The 18,383-nt window shown below is 38.1% G+C and carries 15 protein-coding genes and 1 riboswitch; of the genes, 7 read left to right on the top strand and 8 right to left on the bottom strand.

Annotated features, from left to right (window positions below; genetic code table 11):
• The first annotated feature begins 24 nt into the window (after positions 1–24).
• On the top strand, positions 25–1,224 hold the full coding sequence (locus RCJ95_RS05975; RefSeq protein ID WP_446722019.1) for a glycine C-acetyltransferase: 1,200 nt from the start codon (positions 25–27) through the stop codon (positions 1,222–1,224).
• Between the two features lie 136 nt (positions 1,225–1,360).
• Here the strand turns inward: RCJ95_RS05975 and RCJ95_RS05980 are convergent, their stop codons facing one another.
• The 6 genes from RCJ95_RS05980 to RCJ95_RS06005 form a co-directional block, all read right to left on the bottom strand.
• The gene (locus RCJ95_RS05980; RefSeq protein WP_257521073.1) at positions 1,361–2,557 is read right to left on the bottom strand and encodes a CaiB/BaiF CoA transferase family protein; all 1,197 of its coding nucleotides are present in this window, start codon (positions 2,555–2,557) and stop codon (positions 1,361–1,363) included.
• Positions 2,554–3,714, bottom strand: coding sequence for an alpha-hydroxy acid oxidase (locus tag RCJ95_RS05985; RefSeq protein ID WP_221679119.1), 1,161 nt, complete (start codon positions 3,712–3,714; stop codon positions 2,554–2,556). The genes RCJ95_RS05980 and RCJ95_RS05985 overlap by 4 nt, the downstream gene beginning before the upstream one ends.
• A gap of 18 nt (positions 3,715–3,732) precedes the next feature.
• Positions 3,733–4,506, bottom strand: coding sequence for an enoyl-CoA hydratase/isomerase family protein (locus tag RCJ95_RS05990; RefSeq protein WP_446722020.1), 774 nt, complete (start codon positions 4,504–4,506; stop codon positions 3,733–3,735).
• Between the two features lie 13 nt (positions 4,507–4,519).
• Positions 4,520–5,191 (bottom strand): methionine ABC transporter permease, encoded by a 672-nt coding sequence (locus RCJ95_RS05995; protein WP_004225517.1) that lies wholly within the window; start codon positions 5,189–5,191, stop codon positions 4,520–4,522.
• The gene (locus RCJ95_RS06000; RefSeq protein ID WP_221679122.1) at positions 5,184–6,209 is read right to left on the bottom strand and encodes a methionine ABC transporter ATP-binding protein; all 1,026 of its coding nucleotides are present in this window, start codon (positions 6,207–6,209) and stop codon (positions 5,184–5,186) included. The genes RCJ95_RS05995 and RCJ95_RS06000 overlap by 8 nt, the downstream gene beginning before the upstream one ends.
• A 107-nt stretch (positions 6,210–6,316) precedes the next feature.
• Entirely contained in the window at positions 6,317–7,147 is an 831-nt protein-coding gene (locus tag RCJ95_RS06005; RefSeq protein WP_221679123.1) for a MetQ/NlpA family ABC transporter substrate-binding protein, read from the bottom strand.
• Between the two features lie 88 nt (positions 7,148–7,235).
• Positions 7,236–7,341: riboswitch (SAM riboswitch) on the bottom strand.
• Between the two features lie 122 nt (positions 7,342–7,463).
• Between RCJ95_RS06005 and RCJ95_RS06010 the strand changes: the two genes are divergently transcribed.
• Positions 7,464–7,970 (top strand): PPC domain-containing DNA-binding protein, encoded by a 507-nt coding sequence (locus RCJ95_RS06010; RefSeq protein ID WP_257521075.1) that lies wholly within the window; start codon positions 7,464–7,466, stop codon positions 7,968–7,970.
• Between the two features lie 42 nt (positions 7,971–8,012).
• Here the strand turns inward: RCJ95_RS06010 and RCJ95_RS06015 are convergent, their stop codons facing one another.
• Positions 8,013–9,182, bottom strand: a complete 1,170-nt coding sequence (locus RCJ95_RS06015; protein ID WP_313150433.1) for a pyridoxal phosphate-dependent aminotransferase — start codon at positions 9,180–9,182, stop codon at positions 8,013–8,015.
• A 96-nt stretch (positions 9,183–9,278) separates the two neighbouring features.
• On the opposite strand from RCJ95_RS06015, the gene RCJ95_RS06020 reads away from it, so the two are divergent.
• The gene (locus tag RCJ95_RS06020; RefSeq protein WP_221679210.1) at positions 9,279–10,073 is read left to right on the top strand and encodes a carbon-nitrogen family hydrolase; all 795 of its coding nucleotides are present in this window, start codon (positions 9,279–9,281) and stop codon (positions 10,071–10,073) included.
• A gap of 53 nt (positions 10,074–10,126) precedes the next feature.
• Here RCJ95_RS06020 and RCJ95_RS06025 read toward each other — a convergent pair whose 3' ends face one another.
• Positions 10,127–11,695, bottom strand: a complete 1,569-nt coding sequence (locus RCJ95_RS06025; protein ID WP_446722021.1) for a PucR family transcriptional regulator — start codon at positions 11,693–11,695, stop codon at positions 10,127–10,129.
• A gap of 233 nt (positions 11,696–11,928) precedes the next feature.
• Here RCJ95_RS06025 and RCJ95_RS06030 point away from each other — a divergent pair, with 233 nt between their 5' ends.
• The 4 genes from RCJ95_RS06030 (at position 11,929) to RCJ95_RS06045 (ending at position 18,336) form a co-directional block, all read left to right on the top strand.
• Complete coding sequence (locus RCJ95_RS06030; RefSeq protein ID WP_221679214.1) at positions 11,929–13,341, top strand: amino acid permease; 1,413 nt, start codon at positions 11,929–11,931, stop codon at positions 13,339–13,341.
• A 22-nt stretch (positions 13,342–13,363) separates the two neighbouring features.
• Complete coding sequence (locus RCJ95_RS06035) at positions 13,364–14,893, top strand: CoA-acylating methylmalonate-semialdehyde dehydrogenase (RefSeq protein ID WP_257521095.1); 1,530 nt, start codon at positions 13,364–13,366, stop codon at positions 14,891–14,893.
• A gap of 24 nt (positions 14,894–14,917) precedes the next feature.
• Positions 14,918–16,270 (top strand): aspartate aminotransferase family protein, encoded by a 1,353-nt coding sequence (locus RCJ95_RS06040; RefSeq protein WP_369354283.1) that lies wholly within the window; start codon positions 14,918–14,920, stop codon positions 16,268–16,270.
• A gap of 482 nt (positions 16,271–16,752) precedes the next feature.
• On the top strand, positions 16,753–18,336 hold the full coding sequence (locus RCJ95_RS06045) for a glutathione ABC transporter substrate-binding protein (RefSeq protein ID WP_221679220.1): 1,584 nt from the start codon (positions 16,753–16,755) through the stop codon (positions 18,334–18,336).
• Positions 18,337–18,383: the final 47 nt, after the last annotated feature.

Genomic DNA, 18,383 nt, shown 5'->3' on the forward strand with positions numbered 1-18,383 from the left:
CGAGAACAGTTTTCCTAGGAAAGGATGATACGCTTGTCAAAAGTATTGAATGCATTTTTAGATGAAAACCTACAAGCCCTACATGAACAAGGCTTATACAATGAAATCGATCCAGTAGAGGGAGCAAATGGTCCAATTATTCAGGTCCGTGGCAAAAATCTTGTTAACTTATCCTCTAACAACTATCTTGGTTTAGCAACAAATGAAGAATTAAAGCGTATTGCCAAAGAGACAATTGATAAATACGGTGTTGGAGCAGGTGCTGTTCGTACAATCAACGGGACACTTGACTTGCACGTAAAATTAGAAGAAAAGCTTGCTGAATTTAAAGGAACAGAAGCGGCTATTTCTTATCAATCTGGATTTAATTGTAATATGGCAGCTATTTCTGCTGTAATGGATAAAAATGATGCCATTCTATCTGATCAATTAAACCATGCCTCTATTATTGATGGATGTCGCTTATCGAAGGCAAAAATCATCGCGTTTAATCACTCTGATATGGAGGATTTACGTGCAAAGACAAAAGCGGCAAAGGAATCAGGTTTATACAATAAAATCATGGTTATCACAGATGGTGTCTTTTCAATGGATGGTGATATTGCTAAATTACCTGAAATTGTGGAAATAGCTAAAGAGTTTGATTTAATTACGTATGTGGATGATGCACATGGTTCGGGTGTAACAGGTAAAGGAAAAGGAACTGTGAAGCATTTTGGATTAGAAAAAGAAATTGATTTCCAAATTGGTACATTATCAAAAGCTATTGGTGTAGTAGGTGGCTATGTAGCAGGTAAGAAAAATTTAATTGATTGGCTAAAAGTTCGCTCACGCCCATTCCTATTTTCAACAGCATTACCACCAGGTGATGTAGCCGCTATTACAGCAGCCGTGCAAATGCTGATTGATTCAACAGAGCTACACGATAAGCTGTGGGATAATGGTAATTATTTAAAAGCGGGGCTTGAGAAGCTTGGCTTTAATATTGGTGCGTCTGAAACACCAATTACACCATGCATCATTGGGGATGAAAAGTTAACACAGGAATTTTCAAAACGTTTATTTGAAGAAGGCGTTTATGCAAAATCGATTGTCTTCCCAACAGTTCCAAAAGGTACAGGTCGCGTTCGGAATATGCCAACAGCGGCACATACAAAAGAAATGCTTGATGATGCAATTGCGACTTACGAGAAGGTTGGTCGTGAATTAGGCGTTATTCAATAAGAAAAAGGCTTCCTCATGGATGGGGAAGCCTTTTTTGCATGATAGAAAAGAAAAAGTGAAGGATAGAACCAAAAAAGTGACCGATAGAAGCTTAAATCTAACTGATAGCGATCTTATCTAAAAATAGACAATTTCTTTATTTTGACCCAATTATTTTTCCTGCCTTGAGCTGTTGAATAGCTTGATCAGAAATATTTAATGCCTGTAAAATTTCTTCATTATGTTGACCTAATGTAGGTGCTGCACTTGTTAGCTGTCCAGGCGTTTGTGAAAACTTAGCTGGGAAGCCCAATGTTCTCATTGGTCCAGCAATCGGGTGCTCATAGGACAGTACCATGTCACGCTCTAGTATATGAGGGTCATTTAATGTTTGGTCATAGGAATAGATTGGACTAGATGGTACACCGTGCTTATCCAATAGTTCGAGCCAGTAGAAAGCCTTATGCTTGATTAGCTCGCTTTCAATTTCTGCTTCCAGCTCCCTCACATGTTGGGCACGTGAATAGTTGGTAGCAAAGAGAGGATTGTCTAACCAATCAGGTCGATTGACAACTTTTACGGCAAAAATCTCCCATAGCTTTTGATTGCCAGCACCTACTAGAATATAGTCATCCTGTGTTTTGAAACCTTGATAGGGCGCTGACACACGATGGGCGGTTCCAGTTCGCTCAGGTAACTCACCCTTTCCGAAGTAAGCAGCGGCCTCCCAAACAGTCCACGCAAGACCTGACTCCACTAAGGACACATCAATATATTGACCTTCGCCACTACGAAGCTTATAAATATAGGCCATTAAAATGGATTGTAAGGCTGTTTGTGCAGCAGCAATATCATTCACCGCAAAGCCAACTTTTACAGGTCGGCCATCTGCTTCACCTGTCATATGCATTAAGCCACTCAGACCCTGAGCCATAATATCATAGCCACCCTTTTGACTATATGGACCTGTTTGACCATAACCAGAAATAGAGCAGTAAATTAGGCCTGGATTGATGGCTTTTAATGTATCATAATCGATACCAAGCTTTTTCGTGACACCTGGTCGATAATTTTCCACAAGTACATCAACAGATTGAATCAATTCTTTAAATAAAGCCAGTCCCTCAGTAGTTTTTAAATTGATGCAGACACCTTTTTTATTACGATTAACCATCATATACATATGACTTTCTTCATTAACGAATGGACCCATTGTACGGGTATCGTCTCCATTTGGGTATTTTTCAATTTTGATAACTTCTGCACCCATATCTGCTAATACCATGGTGCAATAGGGACCAGCTAAGACTTGTGATAAATCGACAACCTTTAATCCTTGTAATGCTTGTTTCATTTACCCTCAGTCCCATCCTGTTTGACTAATGTGATGTTGCGTAATCCTTTGACAGAGGTGGCACCGGCTAATGCGATAGAAACCTTTAATTCATCATAAAGATTGGTCATCACCTTTTCGACGCCTTGTTGTCCTTCAAGGGCTAGTCCATAGACGAAAGGACGTCCTATTGCAACGGCATCCGCTCCTAAAGAAAGTGCTTTTAAGGCATCCATGCCACGATATACACCACTATCTAATATAATAGGAATTTGTCCATTCACAACTTTCGCAATAGCGGGAAGGGCCTCCAGTGAACCAATCACGCCATCTAATTGACGGCCACCATGGTTTGATACAATAATGCCATTAATACCATTGTCAATAGCTAGCTTTGCATCTTCAGGATGTAAAATTCCCTTCAATAATATAGGAAGATTTGTACGTTTTTTTAACTCTCGAACATGCTCCCAATTAAGTTTTGGGTGGAAGACATTTTGCAAGACACCTTGTACATAGGACTCGAATGAATCATCAGGTAAAGAGGCTGTAAAAACGGGATCATTCATATAATTTCCTCTTGCATAGCCTAACTTCAATGGTGAAAACTGATTGCGTACATCTTCTTCACGCCAGCCAAGCATTACGGTGTCGACAGTTAAAACGATCGCTTCAAATCCAGCTTCCTCCGCACGTGCAGCCATACTAAAAGCAATTTCTTCATTAGTAGACCAATATAATTGAAACCATTTTGTTGCAGAAGGCGCAGCTTGAGCAACTTCTTCAAGAGCAAAAGTGGAAACAGTGCTTTGTATATAAGGGATATTTAAAAACTGGGCAGCACGTGCAACGGCAAGTTCTCCTTCATCGTGAACCATTCCGTTCATGCCCACAGGAGCAAAAAGCAAAGGAGTTGGATATGTTTTACCAAACAAATGAACGGATGTATCAACGTTTGACACATCATTTAAAAAACGGGGAACAATGGAATACTTCTCAAAAGCTGCTCGATTATTGCGCAGTGTTTGTTCACCGCCAGCACCTGAACGGATATAGCCATAAGGTCCAGCTTCGATTTTTTCCGCTACGGCCTTTTCTAAATCTGCAAAGCAAATGGGGAAGGGGGCTTGTGCAGTTATATTTTTTAAGAGTAGATCGCCATCAGTTATGTTTGTCATCGTTACAACCTCACTTATTTATTGAAAAGGCTTTCTTTTATTTAAAAAGGCTTGAATACCTTCGTTATAATCGTCTGAACTAAATGAATCCAAAACTAACTGTGCCAACGCATCATTTTCTTCATTTTCACCATCAACAATTGCCTGGATAATTTTTTTGATGCCTGTGTTTGCAATGGATGATTTACTTAATAAATGTTCAGCGAATTGCAATGTCGCCTCATCAATATCCTCTGGTTCGTGGAGGGCCGTGATTAAACCAATATTTTTTCCTTCTTCAGCTGTAAAAATAGTAGCTGTGTACAAAATTTCCTTTGCCTTAGCGACACCAACAATATTGATGAGACGTTTTGTACTTTCTAAATTATAGACAATACCTATGTTTGCAGCGGTGATGCCTAGCTTACTCTTAGGTGTTGCTATTCTAAAGTCACAAGCGTTTGCTAACTCTAAGCCACCACCAATTGCTAAGCCCTGAATCATAGCAATTGTCGGGTGTGGAAATTTATAGAGAGCATCGATCGCCTTTAGAGCCAATTCATTATAGGCTTTGGCATTGTCTGTAGCATAACGAACATCTAAAAACTCGGTAATATCTGCACCGGAAGAAAAGGCTACTTCATTGACACCGCGAACAATTAAAAGTTTGATGGAAGAATCTACACTGAGCAGCTCTAGTTGGTCTACTATGGCTTGAAACATTGCCCTTGATAAAGAATTCCGTTTTTCCGGGCGATTTAATACTAACGTTGCAATATAGCCATACTTCTCTACATAAATTTCGTTTGTCATCTTCATTCTCCTATTAGTCTTTTTTCAACTTCGCGGCGAAGCGGTTACCGATGGATTGAATGCTCTGCACAAGGATGATTAAGATAAAGACAGTTGCATACATCACATCAACCTCATAGCGTAAATGACCATAACGATAGGCAAGGTCACCTAAACCGCCAGCACCAACCATTCCTGCCATTGCTGTTGCACCAATTAATCCTATTGTGGCAATCGTTAAGCCTAATATAATAGATGGTCGAGCTTCACGTAATAGGACATGCCAAATGATATGGCGACGTTTAATACCCATGGCTGTGTAGGCTTCTACTACTCCTGAATCCACTTCTAATAGCGCAGATTCCATCAGTCGTGCAATATAAGGAGCTGTGTAAACAACTAGCGGAACGATTACACCTTTAACACCAATTGTTGTACCTACAATTAACTTGGTAAAAGGTAAGATGAAGAATAATAAAATGATAAATGGAACAGAGCGAACAATATTGATAAATAGATTAAAAAACTGATAGAAAAATTTATTTTCAAAGGATTGTCCTGGTCGTGTTAAAACGATTAATAGCCCTAATGGAATACCAATCAGAATGGAGAACAACAATGAAATTCCGACCATTTGAAATGTTTCGATAATTGCTTTGCCAATTACATCTGACCAATCTGTAAAGAAACTTTGGATACTACTCATTGAACGCACCTCCTAATTCTTCCACTGCCACGCCATTTTCTGAAAAATACGTTAACGCCTTTTGGACAATCTGCGTTTCGCCATGTAAATGCACCACAATATTGCCGACAATACCGTTTTTTAATTCAATAATATTAGCTGTTAAAATATTTGGTTGCACATCGTATACCTTAGTGACTTCTGCTAATAATGGCTTACCAGTACTTTCACCAAGGAATGTTAAACGGATTACACTTCCTGAAACATTTAATTGCTCAATAAGAGAGGGGGATAAATTACGTTGTGAAATTGTATTTAAAAACTTTCGCGTTGTAGGGTGCTTCGGTTTCGCAAAAAGTTCAATCGCTGTGCCAAATTCCACAACTTTCCCTGATTCTAGAACAGAAACCTCATCACAAATTTTTTGAATTACATTCATTTCATGTGTGATGAGCAGAATCGTAATGCCTAATTCACGATTAATTTTTAACAACAATTCAAGAATGGCTTCCGTTGTCTCAGGATCAAGTGCACTTGTTGCTTCGTCACTAAGTAAAATCTCTGGTTCCTGTGCTAAGGCACGTGCAATAGCCACACGCTGTTTTTGACCACCTGAAAGTTGATTTGGGTAACTATCTAGTTTATCTGTTAAACCGACAATTTCAGCATACTTAGCTACTCGTTTTTTTACTTCTGCCTCTTTATAGCCTAGAAGCTTTAAGGGAACTGCAATATTATTGTAAACTGTTGCTGTTTTTAATAGATTAAAGTGCTGGAAGATCATCCCGATTTTTTGGCGTGTTTGACGTAATTCTTGAAGAGAAAGGGTCGTAATGTCTACATTGTCTATCACTACTTTTCCTGCTGTAGGACGTTCGAGTAGATTAACGCAACGAATGAGTGTACTTTTACCAGCACCACTATAGCCGATTACACCATGAATTTGTCCCTTTTTTACGTGAAGATTGATGCCATCCACAGCTTTTATGATGCCTTTTTTCGACTTGAATTCTTTTGAGATATTTTGTAATTGAATCATGCGACTGTTTGCTCCTTTCTCCACCTTCTAAAAAGCAAGAATCTGCTCGTTTTCCTATAGAGGAATTTCGACAGATTCTTCGGCTTTATAGAAGCTTCCTGAATGTATTACCAACTAGGGATTACTGAACCTTTGAATTCTTCTTCGATGAATTGACGTACTTCATCAGATTGGTAAGCCTCAACGAATTTTTTAATTGTTGGATCATTTTCATTTTCAGCACGTACAACAATATAGTTCACGTATGGAGAATCAGTAGATTCCAATAAAATAGAGTCATCTTTAGGGTTAATACCAGCTTCTAATGCAAAGTTTGTATTAATAGCTGCTACGTCTACTTCACTAAGTTGTTTAGGAATTTGAGCTGCCTCTAATTCAATGAATTTTAAATTCTTTTTGTTTTCTTCTACATCACGAATCGAGGCTGTTAAGTCTGCGCCATCTTTTAACTGAATATAGCCAGCTTCCTGTAAAACAAAGAGGGCACGCGCTCCATTCGTTGGGTCATTTGGTAAGCCAAACGTTGCACCGTCAGGAATGTCATCAAAGGATTTATATTTTTCAGAGTAGATACCCATTGGATTTAAAATCGTTTTGCCCACTGGTACTAAATCTGTATCATGATCTTTATTAAATGTATCCAGGAAAGGCTCGTGTTGATAGCTGTTCGCATCAAGATCACCTTCAGCTAAGGATGTATTAGGTAAAACATAGTCAGAAAATGATTTTAGCTCTACTTCTAGCCCGTTTTCTTTTGCTACTTTAGCGGCTACTTCTGCAATTTGTTCGTGTGGACCAGAAGTGACGCCTACAACGATTTTCTTTTCATCAATTCCTTCAGCTTGGCTTTTACTATCTTCTTTAGAGCCACAGCCTGCTAAAGCTGCTACTAATGTTAGACTTGCTAAACCTACTAAAAATTTATTTTTCTTTTTCATGAAAATACCTCCAAGATTGTTTTTATCGGTTTTTTGAAAATAAAAAAACTCTCTTACAAATTAAGAGAGGCTCATGAAAAGATGTCCTCTCTTATCTATCAAACGAAGTTCGTTTGCAGGATTTAGCACCTTCCTTTAAAAAAGGAGGTTGCCGAGCTTCATAGGGCCAGTCCCTCAGCTACTCTTGATAAGAGATTTATAATATTTTTTTGTAATTCCGATAGAACTAATATAATTTATAGGGTATAGTAAGTCAATAAATAATTTTTAAATTTTTTATATAATTATAATATTTCGACGCAAAAGAGGGATAACAATGTCTGTAAGAGTTAATTATGGTATAGGTTCATTTGGTAAGGTTATTAGTGCTCGTTTTCTAACGGGAACAGATATCATTGAAGGGATTGAAGCGCTTTGCGAAGAGAATAATATAGAGTCAGCCACAATTGTAAGCTGTATTGGCAGCTTTCAAAAAAGTAGCTTTGTTTATTTAGTGCCAGATGCAACAGCTCAAATTCAAGTTCGTTTTAGTGATGTGATGGAAAAAGAGGGACCATTAGAATTTATTCAAGGTTCAGGTGTGGTGTGTAAACGAGATGGGGGATATGAGACACATTTCCATGGCTCTATGAGCGATCAATGGGGTGTTGTATCGGGTGGGCATTTAATAAAAGGGGGAAACCCTGTTATTACTGTTGACATCGTGTTGGCAGAGGTACAAGGCATTCAACATATTCGAAAATGGGATGATGAAACAGGTCATGCTCAATTTTATCCATTAGAAAATGATTTAGGGCAACCAAGGAAAATTGAAAAATATTAATGATCCTGTAGCTAGGGATAGCTACAGGATACGCCTTCATCATTATCTATTAAACAATTGTAATTGCTCGATTCTATGGATTGCTTCACGTAAGCGCTCCTCACTAACTAGCAACCCTACGCGTACATAGCCTTCACCATATTGACCGAAGCCATTACCTGCTGCTACAGCGATATCAGCTTTTTCGAGCAAAAGATCAGCAAACTGTTCACTTGTATAGCCTAGTGGTACAGGAAGCCATGCGAAGAAGGAGCCTTTTGGAGCCGTAACATGCCAGCCAATTCGTCGAGCTTCTTCAATGAGTACATTGCGGCGACGCTCATAAGTAGCTCGTAGTTCATCCGCACATTGTTGGGAAGCTGTCAGTGCTACTGCTGCGGCTTGTTGAATGGCAGGGAATTGACTACAAAACAGATGATCCTGAATAAGATTAATAGCAGCGATAATCTCGGCATTCCCTACAGCGAAGCCTATACGCCAGCCAGCCATATTATAGGTTTTCGATAATGTATACATTTCAACTCCTACTTCTTTTGCACCCTTTGCTTGAAGGAAGCTAACTGGTTTATTACCGTCAAATCCTATTGCCCCATAAGCAAAATCATGTGATACGATAATATTGTGTTCCTTCGCAAAGCGAACAGTCTCTTCAAAAAACGCAAGTGATGCTGTACCTCCTGTAGGGTTGTTCGGGTAATTTAAGTAAAGAAGCTTTGCCTTTTCTTTCACTTCATCAGGTAATGCATCATAATCAGGTAAGAAATCGTTTTCGGCAAAAAGTGGCATCACTTCAAAATTGACATCTCCTAGTACGACACCTGATAGGTAATCTGGATAGCCAGGGTCTGGTAAGAGCATCGTGTCACCAGGGTTTAACACTGCTAAAGGTAGCTCAACTAGACCAATTTTTGTTCCACCGAGAATCGCTACCTCTGTATCTGGATTTAGTTCTACCTGATATTCACGTTGATAAAAGTCGGCAGCAGCTTGGCGTAATTCAGCGAGACCTCTAAATGGTGAATATTTGTGGTTTTGAGGATTTTCAGCCGCTTCCTGTAATGCTTGAATGATGTGAGTAGGCGTTGGCTGATCGGGATTTCCTTGCCCAAGGTTAATGACATCACGCCCTTCTTCTAGAGCCAAGTTTACTTTTTGTACGAGTGCTGCAAAAAATTGAGTGGGTAGTTGCTGTAGTTTTTTAGAGAATTCCATGCATGATCACCTTTTTCAGAATATAATAATTATTATTGAAGAATATGAAGCAAATAGTATTACTTTTTCTGTTAATTGTCTAGAGGAGGAATGGATATGAAAATCGGATGTATTCAATTAAATGTTGGCTTTGGCAAAGCTGAAGAAAATTTTGCGCGTGCTGAGGAGAAGATTCGTGAAGCTGCAAAACAAGGGGCAGAAATTATTGTGTTACCTGAAATGTGGAACACAGGCTATGCTTTGGAAAAACTGTCTGAGCTAGCAGATATCAATGGTGAGCGGACAAAGGCCTTTTTGGCTAAACTTGCTAAGGAACTTGATGTACATATTGTAGGGGGCTCTGTTTCAACAAAGAAAGGCGACAAATTTTATAATACAATGTATACCTTTGATCGTAATGGAGAACTTGTTGGGGAATACAGCAAGGCACATCTTTTCCGTTTAATGGACGAGCATCTTTACTTAGAGGCAGGGAATGAAATGAATCGTTTTGCTCTAGGTGACATTGAAGCTGCTGGTGTTATTTGCTATGATATTCGCTTCCCAGAATGGTTACGAGCCCATGCATTACAAGGAGCAAAGGTATTATTTGTACCAGCGCAGTGGCCAACTCCAAGGATTGACCATTGGAAAACATTGCTACAGGCTCGGGCAATTGAAAATCAATGCTTTGTCATAGCCGTTAATCGTATTTCAAAAAAGGTAGAAAATTTTAATGGGCAATCCATGATTATTCAGCCTTGGGGAGAAGTACTTTGGGTTGGTGCTGAGGACGAGGAAATAGCGGTGATCGATGTAGACTTTTCTATTGTCGATGAAGTACGTGGAAGAATCCCTGTTTACGATGATCGCAGACCTGAACTGTATCAGGATGTAGTTGTGAAAGGGTAATTAAGGGGCACGCTTAGGAAGGTAGATAGCCTTTTGAGCGTGCCAACTTTTTTCTAGCTCTTATCCTCGATCAATGAATTGGCTAGTAGCATAAATTCAAGTGTAATGCGGTTATGCCCATTCATAAAATTTTTACCTAGTAAACTTTCAAGCTTTTTTAAGCGGTGATAGAGTGTTTGACGAACAATAAACAATTGATTCGCTGTTTGCTGTTTAGAGCCATTTGTTTGTAAATACACCTGCAATGTTTCGAGAAGCTTACTATTATATTTTTTATCGTATTCAATAACTGGCTGTAAATAGTCGTAAATCACTTCCTGTAAATCCACTTGCATTTGTAATTTATAGATTAAATGATATAAATGCAGATCATCGTAAAAGAACGAGGACGTTTGTACTTTTCGACAAATATATAAGGTTTCTTGTGCAGTTTGATAGCTTTTAGGAATTTCATCTACATCACAAACAACCTTCCCAATAGCTATCTGATAACCTTGTGCTTGCTGCTTTTTATAAAATTCAGTTTTGGCCAAGGAGGAAAACATGTTGTTCAACATATCACGAATGGCTTTACTATCTTTTGTATGCAGTAAAATAAAAATAACATAGCTTTTTCTTTCAAATAAAAATGGAATAAAGCCATGTTGCTCAAAGAGATTACGATAATAAAGCTTACTATAGACTACATCCTCCTGTGCCTTTGTCAACGTATTAGGAGAAGCCAAAATAAAGACAGTGCCACTAGATTGTGTATAGTTAGCATAATGTGTAACGATAAATTTATAGATTTCCTCCTTAGACAGTTTTTGATCAATCCAATCAGCTAAAATCGAAGCATCCTCAATATTCTTTTTTTCCTCAATATAAAACTCTCGCATTAAAAGCTGTGCCAACGCTGTTGCCGTGCGATCTAATATTAATAATTCAAATTCGGAGAAAAGCCCATCTTCTCGATAAATTGATAAATCAGCATAATGTTGATCAAATAGAAAAATAGGCTCATGTTTAAATTGCTGAGTCGATGTATTCAATGTTAGGAATTGCTGCCGCTTTTTATGAGCCATATTGGGGAAAAAGACAGGCTCTCTTCCCTTAATGGAAAACATAATTTGTATTTTTAATTCATTATACATATTTTGTAAAATATCGTCCGCGTTTTGTCCCAATACTGCATTTTTGTTCAATGTTTGTGAGTAAGCTTCTAGTGAAGAAATCAATAGATATTGCTGATTAATAATTTGGCTATGTAAATCCTGTGTAATACGAACAAAAGGAACTGCTTTATGGAAAACAATAATAGGAAACTGGTGGCGGTTGGCAAGTGTTAAAATCGCCTCAGGTACTGCTTGAATAGAGGTGCCATATTCAATACAAAGTGCAGCACAATTTTTTTGAATGATGGCTTCTATAAAGGATACAAAGTCCTCAATACTATGTTGAAGACTAAGCCCTGTAGTTAATACTAACTCTTCACCAACTAAAAAATTATCAACATGTATGATTTCTAGTACATGTACCCATTTAACGCTCCTTGTTAGTCCCTCATGACCTGCAACTACCTCTGCATTTTGAAAATATTTATTCTGTAAAACGTCTAGTACTTTTAGTTGAAATGAGCTCATTTTTGCCCCTCCTTTTGACATGCATCTCTGTGATTGATATTCAATAATTTCTGCTTAGTGCTATAAATTTACTAATAAAATCGTTTAAAAATTATTTTAAGAATATTTAGTCTATTTTACATTATGTATAAAACAAAAGTATAGAATTTTACAGTTTGTCTATTACTTCAACGTTATGAAAGATGTAAGATTTTTGTAAGCGATCAAGCAATCTACTAAAAGAGGTGACAGATATGGGGCAACAAACGCATTTACAAAGAGGATTAAAGAAGCGGCATATGACGATGATTGCGATTGCCGGTGTAATCGGTGCTGGACTATTTATGGGGAGTGGCTCGGTCATTAACCTAGCTGGTCCAGGGGCAATTTTATCGTATATATTTGCAGGAATTATCGTTGTATTAGTTATGCGTATGCTAGGTGAGATGGCGGCAGTCAATCCAACGAGTGGATCGTTTGCTCACTATGCACATGAAGCCATTGGTCCGTGGGCAGGTTTTATGATTGGATGGTTGTACTGGTTTTTCTGGGTGATTGCCATTGCTTTAGAGGCAACAGCAGCAGCTGCCATTATTCAATATTGGTATGATGGGATTCCTTTATGGCTATTAAGTCTGTTATTAACTGTAGCACTTACATTAACAAATGTTCTTTCTGTCAAAGCTTTTGGTGAGTTTGAGTATTGGTTCTCTCTTATTAAGGTTGCAAGTATAGTCGTTTTTCTAGGTCTTGGTGCCTTTATTATCTTTGGTATTGCTCCAAACTTTAATGCTGTTGGTATGACCAACTTAGTTGAGCAGGGTGGTTTTTTACCAAATGGTTTTGGCGCTGTTCTAATGGGTGTCGTTATAGTTATTTTTTCATTTATGGGGACAGAAATCGTTGCGATTGCTGCTGGTGAATCGGATGAACCGTTAGCCGCTGTCACAAAAGCTACCAATTCTATTACTTGGCGTATTTTAATTTTCTATGTAGGCTCTATTGCAGTTGTAGTGACGCTATTGCCTTGGCATTCCTCAGATATTTTAACAAGTCCTTATGTAGCTGTACTTGATTATATTGGTATTCCTGCAGCCGCACAAATTATGAATTTTGTTGTTTTAACTGCTGTATTATCATGCCTAAATTCAGCACTATATGCTACATCAAGAATGGTATTTTCTTTAGCAGAAAAAGGAGAAGCACCAAGGGCATTTTTAAAATTAAACAAAAATGGTGCACCTGTCAATGCCATACTTGCCGCAACATTTTTCTCATATATTGCGGTCATTATGAACTATGTGTCCCCAGATAAAGTATTTATGTTTTTATTAAGTTCTTGTAGTGCTATTACGTTGATCCTTTATTTAATCATTGCCTTTTCACAGTTAAGAATGCGCCGGAAGATTGAGCAAGAAAATCCAGAGCTATTAAAGGTGAAAATGTGGCTATTTCCATATTTAACATATTTAACAATAGTAGCAACAACAGCATTACTCATTGCGATGTTCTTTATAGAGTCTATGCGCTCACAAATATTATTTACATGCGTTATTGTGGCCATTGTGATGATTTTCTATATGCTGACTCAAAAGAAAAAGGTGATCAAACAAGCCGATGAATCAAGTTCCCTTTTCACAAAAGACGAGTTTGATTTTGAACAATAAGACGAAAAAGGAGTGGTCCAGTATGACAGTTCAACAAGAAATGAAAACGCTAACACATTTTATCAAAGGAGAAGAGGTAGCAGGTACAAGTAACAGATTCTCTGAAGTATATAATCCATCAACAGGTGAGGTTATTGCAAGAGTGCCCCTTGCTTCAAGAGCCGAGGTAAAGCATGCTATTCAGCTTGCTAAGGAAGCCTTTCCAGCATGGAAAAAAACATCAATTGGGAAGCGGGTAGAAGTGCTACATCGTTTCCGTCAGCTGTTAGTAGAAAGACAGGAAGAACTTATCAATTTGATTTGCCAAGAAAGTGGAAAAACTAAGGAAGATGCAAAAGGTGAAATTGTTCGTGGGATTGAATCTGTGGATATGGCGATCAGTGCCCCACAAATGCTAAAAGGAGAGTATTCCGTCAATGTAGGTGGAAATATTAATGCTTTTTCTGCCAAATCGCCACTTGGTGTAGTAGCAACCATTGCACCATTTAATTTTCCTGTTATGGTACCACTGGCTATTACAAGTATGGCTGTTGCGGTAGGAAATACTGTTATTCTAAAGCCATCTGAACGTGTACCTATTTCAGCATTATATTTGAGCCAATTATGGAAAGAGGCAGGACTACCAGACGGTATTTGGACAGTGGTGAATGGAGATAAAGAGGCAGTCGATGAACTATTAGAAAACAAAGAGATTCAAGCAATTTCATTTGTTGGCTCAACGCCTGTTGCTGAATATATCTATCAAACTGGGACAAAGCACAATAAACGTGTCGCTGCATTTGGTGGTGGGAAGAATTTCATGATTGTTATGCCAGATGCCAATTTAGAACAGACAGCAAATGCCTTTTTAGGAGCAGCATATGGCGCAGCATCTCAGCGTTGCATGGCTATTTCTGGTGCACTCGTTGTAGGGAAGGATACAGAGCAACGATTTACAGAAATATTGAAAAATAAAATTTCCCAACTAAAAGTAGGGCCTTATACAGAGCAAGGCGTCGATTTTGGTCCTGTCATCACTAAACAATCAAAGGAAACGATTATACGTTATATCGATGGGGCCATAAGTGAAGGAGCCAATATTGTCATCGACGGAAGAAATCCAAAAGTATGTGAAACGTCAAATGGTTTTTATCTTGGTCCCACTTTACTTAATCATGTCACACCAGAAATGACGATCTTCAAAGAGGAGGTCTTTGGTCCAGCACGTATTGTAGTAGGGGTTGATTCACTACAAGAGGCTATTGATTTAATAAATGGTCATGAGCTTGGCAATGGTGTCACAATGTTTACAAGCAGTGGCGCGGCGGCGCGTAAATTCCAAGAAGAAATAGAGGTGGGCATGGTAGGGGTAAATGTGCCCATCCCAATCCCAGTTGGCTATCATAACTTTGGTGGGTGGAAACGCTCTAAGTTTGGTGAAGGGCATATGTTTGGCCCAGATCAGGCGAGGTTCTTTACAAAGGCAAAAACGATTTCTGAACGTTGGCCCGATGAGACAGAGGATACAGCAAGCTCCTTTGCGTTTCCAAGTAATAACGATGCGAAAAACTAAAATAATAATGAGGGGTGTTTGGCGATGACGCAGATCAATCTTAAAAGTGATGTATTAGCAAAGGATGAGCAATATGTATGGCATTCGATGAAACCCTATAATCCACAAGCCACGTATGTAGTAGAGAAATCTGATGGCGCAAGAATTACTGATACAGATGGTGCGGAATATATTGATGCGATGGCTGGGCTATGGTGTGTCAATGTTGGCTATGGTCGTAAAGAATTAGCGGATGCAGCACATGAACAAATGATGAAAAATGCTTATGCACCTTTATCTCAGGGACATTTGCCAGCAGTCGAACTAGCCGAAAAACTTAATGAAATGCTTGGTGGAGATTATGTTATTTTCTTCTCTAACAGTGGTTCAGAGGCGAATGAAACAGCTTTTAAAATAGCGCGACAATACCACCAGCAAAAAGGACAAAGCTCGCGCTATAAAATTGTCTCTCGCTACCGTGCTTATCATGGGAATTCATTCGGTGCATTAGCGGCAACAGGGCAGGCGGAGCGTAAATATAAATATGAGCCTCTATCACCTGGCTTTATCCATGTTGCACCACCTGATCAATATCGCGAGCATGAAAGTGATACAATTGCGTCATTAGATTTAGCGAGTGTAAAGGCTGTAGACAAAACGATGACATGGGAGCTGAGCGACACCATTGCAGCGATGATCTTAGAGCCTATTATTACAGGTGGAGGTGTCATTATGCCTCCAGAAAACTATTTAAAAGGTATTGAAGAAGTATGTAAAAAACACGGCGCTTTAATGATTGTAGATGAGGTTATTTGTGGCTTTGGTCGTACAGGGAAGCCATTTGGATTTATGAATTATGGTGTAAAGCCTGATATTATTACAATGGCTAAAGGAATTACAAGTGCCTATTTACCATTATCAGCTACAGCGGTAAAGCGTGAAATATATGAGGCGTTTACTGGATCAGATGCATACGGCTATTTCCGCCATGTTAATACATTCGGTGGCTCGCCAGTGGCATGTGCAGTCGCATTAAAAAATATTGAGATTCTTGAACAAGAGGCATTATTTGACCGTTCCAAGGAAATTGGTGCAGCAACACTAAAAACACTGCAACAAGAATTACAGCATCACCCAAATGTAGGAGATGTACGAGGCAAAGGCTTATTGATTGGAATTGAATTAGTGGTAGATAAAGTTTCGAAAGAACCTTTACCTGTGGAGAAAGTGAATGCTGTCATTGCAGCATGTAAAGGGCAAGGGGTCATCATTGGGAAAAATGGAGCCACTGTAGCAGGGTTTAATAACGTCTTAACGTTATCACCACCACTTAATATTGCACAAGAAGATCTTGACCGCATACTAAATGTGGTTGTGAATAGTATAAATACGCTATAGCAACTATTCATGTAGGTTCTAAAAGCCGCGTAATAAGGGCTTTTAGAACTTTTATTATTGGCCTTTGGGGCAACAAAAATTCTAGGGATAATTATTATAGTTCAATAAAAATAATTATAAAATTCTGAAATTTATCAAAAAAATAGTGGAAATATTAGATTTCATAGTTTATAGTTGTTAAAAAATAATTAATTTTCTGATAATAAAAATGTCCTAAGAGGGAATATTTTTTTAATCACTTATTTTCAGCAGTGGAATAAATACATCTTGTATGTTGAACTATACTTTCTGATTAAAAGCAATTGTGATAGTTGAGGGATAAATTTTTCCTGAATTGAATTGTCTAATCGTAAGAAAATATAGTTTATTTTTTGCTTAATTATTTTCATCAGTGGAGAAAATAAATGCTTTTTGGTAATTATATTTCTTAATTTAAGTTATAAGAAATATTTTTATATATTTTTACAAAGGGAGTAGATGAGATGAATTATGTTAAAAAATTGGTTTTTGTAATTCTATGTACGTTGCTTTTAGCGGCATGCGCAGAGAAAGACAATTCTAACGCATCAAATATTGGGGACAAGTCTACTACAGATTCAAGTACAGCTAGTTCAAAAAATGAACTTGTTATCGCTGTAAATGAAAACTTTATTTCAATGGATCCGCATAACACAGGGGATACGAATTCGAGTTCTGTTCAGGAGACAATGCTAGAAGGATTGTTAGGCTTTAATGCAGATGGTCAAATTATTAAGGTTCTAGCAGATGACTATTCAATTAGTGAAGACGCTCTAGTCTATACGTTCAAACTTAAAGAAGGGGTTACTTTCCATGACGGGGAACAGTTTAATGCTGAAGCTGTAAAGGTCAACATTGAACGGATCATGAATGATGAAAGCTTACGTTTATATTCTCGTGGTTTTAGCTTAATCAGCAATGTTGAAATTCTAGGTGACTATGAAATTAAAGTTACTTTAAAAGAACCTTATGGACCAATGATTACGCGATTCGGCGTTGCCAAAATGATTAGTCCAAAAATGATTAAAGAAAATTCAGCAGATATACCTAAAAAACCTGTTGGTACAGGACCATATAAATTTGTTGAATGGGTACAAGGAGACCATTTAACAATTGAAAACTTTGATGGCTATTGGGATGGTGGAGAACGTGTTGCTAAAATCACCTATAAACCAGTGCCAGAAAATGGGTCGCGCGTAGCGATGCTAAAAGCAGGTGATGCTCAGGTTATCTATCCAGTGCCAGCACAAAATATTGATGAGCTTTCTAATAGTAAAGATGTAGAGGTGAATAAGGTTCCTTCTACAATTGCACATTATGTTTCATTAAATACCTATAAAAAGCCTTTGGATGATATTAAAGTTCGACAAGCCTTTAACTATGCGGTGGACAAGGATGCTTATTTAAAAGTGGTGAATGCAGGGCTGGGTTTACCATTAGACTCCATTATTCCTTCTAAAACCGTTTATTATAAGCAGCAAAAAATGTATGAACACAATATTGAAAAGGCAAAAGAATTATTGGCTGAGGCAGGCTATCCAGATGGCTTCGATATTGAAATCTGGGGGAACACAAACTCAGATACGATGAAGGGTATGCAGTTTATTCAACAACAGTTAGGTCAAATCGGTGTAAAAGTAGAAATTAAATCAATGGAAGAAGGAACTTTATCAGACGAAATCTATGGTGCACAAACACCAGATGATGCGAAATTACAAATGTGGTATGTGAGTTGGTCAGCGTATGCTTCGGATATAACGAATGCAACAAAGCCTCTTTTCCATAGCGTATCATTCCCACCGAATGGTGCAAATACAGCTTATTATCATAATACGGAGGCAGATCAATTAATGGATGAAGCTAATTCCATTTCAGATGTAGATCGCCAAGCTGAACTATATGAAAAATTACAGGAAATCGTTTATCAAGATACACCTTGGATTTTCTTAGGGGTAGATGAGGTTGTATATGGTGTACGTTCAAATGTAAGCGGTGTGCTAGTAAACCCTACAGGTGGACTTGATGTGAAGAATGCCAAAGTGGAGTAATGAACAGTAAAAGGAATTGATACTCGTCAATTCCTTTTCTACAAAAA

This window comes from Lysinibacillus sp. BSL11 (assembly GCF_052928325.1).

What these genes read in the sequence shown, in the direction of transcription:
- RCJ95_RS05975 (WP_446722019.1), top strand. Translation starts at nt 25, where the DNA reads ATGATACGCTTGTCAAAAGTATTGAATGCATTTTTAGATGAAAACCTA.
- RCJ95_RS05980 (WP_257521073.1), bottom strand. Translation starts at nt 2,557, where the DNA reads ATGAAACAAGCATTACAAGGATTAAAGGTTGTCGATTTATCACAAGTC.
- RCJ95_RS05985 (WP_221679119.1), bottom strand. Translation starts at nt 3,714, where the DNA reads ATGACAAACATAACTGATGGCGATCTACTCTTAAAAAATATAACTGCA.
- RCJ95_RS05990 (WP_446722020.1), bottom strand. Translation starts at nt 4,506, where the DNA reads ATGACAAACGAAATTTATGTAGAGAAGTATGGCTATATTGCAACGTTA.
- RCJ95_RS05995 (WP_004225517.1), bottom strand. Translation starts at nt 5,191, where the DNA reads ATGAGTAGTATCCAAAGTTTCTTTACAGATTGGTCAGATGTAATTGGC.
- RCJ95_RS06000 (WP_221679122.1), bottom strand. Translation starts at nt 6,209, where the DNA reads ATGATTCAATTACAAAATATCTCAAAAGAATTCAAGTCGAAAAAAGGC.
- RCJ95_RS06005 (WP_221679123.1), bottom strand. Translation starts at nt 7,147, where the DNA reads ATGAAAAAGAAAAATAAATTTTTAGTAGGTTTAGCAAGTCTAACATTA.
- RCJ95_RS06010 (WP_257521075.1), top strand. Translation starts at nt 7,464, where the DNA reads ATGTCTGTAAGAGTTAATTATGGTATAGGTTCATTTGGTAAGGTTATT.
- RCJ95_RS06015 (WP_313150433.1), bottom strand. Translation starts at nt 9,182, where the DNA reads ATGGAATTCTCTAAAAAACTACAGCAACTACCCACTCAATTTTTTGCA.
- RCJ95_RS06020 (WP_221679210.1), top strand. Translation starts at nt 9,279, where the DNA reads ATGAAAATCGGATGTATTCAATTAAATGTTGGCTTTGGCAAAGCTGAA.
- RCJ95_RS06025 (WP_446722021.1), bottom strand. Translation starts at nt 11,695, where the DNA reads ATGAGCTCATTTCAACTAAAAGTACTAGACGTTTTACAGAATAAATAT.
- RCJ95_RS06030 (WP_221679214.1), top strand. Translation starts at nt 11,929, where the DNA reads ATGGGGCAACAAACGCATTTACAAAGAGGATTAAAGAAGCGGCATATG.
- RCJ95_RS06035 (WP_257521095.1), top strand. Translation starts at nt 13,364, where the DNA reads ATGACAGTTCAACAAGAAATGAAAACGCTAACACATTTTATCAAAGGA.
- RCJ95_RS06040 (WP_369354283.1), top strand. Translation starts at nt 14,918, where the DNA reads ATGACGCAGATCAATCTTAAAAGTGATGTATTAGCAAAGGATGAGCAA.
- RCJ95_RS06045 (WP_221679220.1), top strand. Translation starts at nt 16,753, where the DNA reads ATGAATTATGTTAAAAAATTGGTTTTTGTAATTCTATGTACGTTGCTT.